General features: G+C 68.6%; 3 protein-coding genes. 1 reads left to right on the top strand and 2 read right to left on the bottom strand.

Annotation, left to right across the window (positions count from 1 at the left end; all coding sequences use genetic code 11):
- The coding region (locus J7E68_RS13655; RefSeq protein WP_215173442.1) for a DnaJ domain-containing protein at positions 1 to 176 on the bottom strand (176 nt) is incomplete at its 3' end.
- 39 nt (positions 177 to 215) lie between these two features.
- Positions 216 to 1247, bottom strand: a complete 1032-nt coding sequence (hrcA, locus tag J7E68_RS13650) for a heat-inducible transcriptional repressor HrcA (RefSeq protein ID WP_215173441.1) — start codon at positions 1245 to 1247, stop codon at positions 216 to 218.
- Between the two features lie 90 nt (positions 1248 to 1337).
- Here hrcA and J7E68_RS13645 point away from each other — a divergent pair.
- Positions 1338 to 1905, top strand: a 568-nt coding sequence (locus tag J7E68_RS13645) for a carboxylesterase family protein (RefSeq protein ID WP_251048983.1), incomplete at its 3' end; no start/stop codon positions are given.

Below are 1905 nucleotides of genomic sequence, written 5' to 3'. Positions count from 1 at the left end.
GAGTCGTCGTCGCTGAGGACGTCATAGGCATGGGTGACGAGCTTGAAGCGCTCCGCCGCGTCTTCGCCCGGGTTCACGTCCGGGTGGAGCTGGCGGGCGAGGCGGCGATACGCCTTCTTGATCTCGTCCGTGGAGGCGTCGCGAGAGACGCCGAGTACCTCGTAGTGGTCTGCCACAATGGCCCTTCTGCGTGTGCTGTTCTCTGGGCGCCCGCGTCAGCGGGACGCCTCGTCTTCATCGAGCATCCGCGACAGGTAGCGGGCGACAGCCCGCGCTGCGGCGAGGTTGCTCGGATAGTCCATGCGCGTCGGCCCCATCACGCCGACCCGCGCCGTACCGCTGGGAGCGGCGTAGTTGCTGGCCACGATCGATGCCTCACCGAGGCCGAACGGAGCGTTCTCGGTGCCGATGCTGGCCGCGAGACCGTGCGCGTCGGTCTCCATCTCGCTCATCAGGCGCAGCAGGGTGACCTGCTCTTCGATCGCCTCCAGGAGCGGATGGATGCTGCCGCGGAAGTCCTGCTCGCGCCGGGCGAGGGTCGCGGCTCCTGCCATCACCAGTCGCTCCTGCCGGAACGCACCGAGTTCGTCGATCACGATCGTCGCCAGAGCGCGCAGCACCACGTCGTGGTTGTGCGCGTCGTCGGCGAGCAGTGCCTGCAGGCGCTCGGCCGCGTCGCTGACCGCGCGACCGGTGATGAGCGCCGACAGCCGTGCCCGCAGCAGCGCCATGTCGGCGTCATCGACGTCGACCGGCAGCGGTGCGATGCGCTGCGAGACCCCACCCGCGTCTGTGACGAGCACGATCAGCAGGCGGTTCGGCGCCAGCGCGACGAGTTCGAGGTGCGTGAGGTGCGCCCGTGCGAACGACGGGTACTGCGCGAGCGCGACCTGCCCCGTGAGCTGGGTGAGCACCCGGACGGTGCGCACCATCAGGTCGTCGAGGTCTGCGGGCGCGGTCAGGAACGATTCGATCGCCGTGCGCTGCGCGACCGAGAGCGGGCGCAGCTGCGCGAGGTGATCGACGAAGACTCGGTAGCCCTTGTCTGTCGGCACACGCCCCGACGACGTGTGCGGAGCGGCGATCAGCTCTTCGTCTTCGAGCAGCGCCATGTCGTTGCGGATCGTGGCCGCCGAGACTCCGAACGAATACCGGTCGACGATGGATCGGCTGCCGACCGGCTCATGGGTCTCGACGTAGTCCTGCACGATCGCGCGAAGAACCTGAAGGCCTCTTTCACTGACCATCGCGACTCCTCCCTCTGGCACTCACTGCGGACGAGTGCCAATTCTACCCGGCGACGCGATCGACGCGCCGATCGCCATACGATGAGCCCCATGAGCGTCGCGCCACAGGTCACCGTTTCCACCGGAGTCGTGAGGGGTGAGACCGTCGATGGCGTTCACCGCTTCTTGGGCATCCCCTACGCCGCCGCTCCCTTCGGGCCGAACCGCTTCCGCGAACCCCAGCCCGCATCCCCCTGGCATGAACCACGGGAGGCCACGGCATTCGGACCCACGGCACCTCAGCTTCCTTACTCCGGCGCCATCGGCGAACTGCTCGGCTCGGTCGAGATCCCCGGCGACGAGATCCTCTCCGTAAACGTCTGGGCTCCGCAGGATGCCTCCGACGCCCCCGTCGTGCTCTGGATCCACGGCGGCGCCCTCGAGCGCGGCACCGCAGCCCTCCCCCTCTATGACGGCGCCGGTTTCGCGCACGCCGGCATCGTCTTCGCCTCGATCAACTATCGGCTCGGCTCCGAGGGATTCTCGGTGCTCGACGACGCTCCCCGAAATCTCGGGCTGCAGGATGCCGCGGCAGGACTCGCCTGGGTGCATCGTGAGATCCGCTCGTTCGGCGGCGACCCCGCACAGATCCCTCCCATGGGCGAACCCCCCGGCGGCC

The organism is Microbacterium sp. ISL-103, assembly GCF_018613995.1.
Taxonomy (GTDB): Bacteria; Actinomycetota; Actinomycetes; order Actinomycetales; family Microbacteriaceae; genus Microbacterium.
This window is presented reverse-complemented; position numbering and strand designations above follow the sequence as displayed.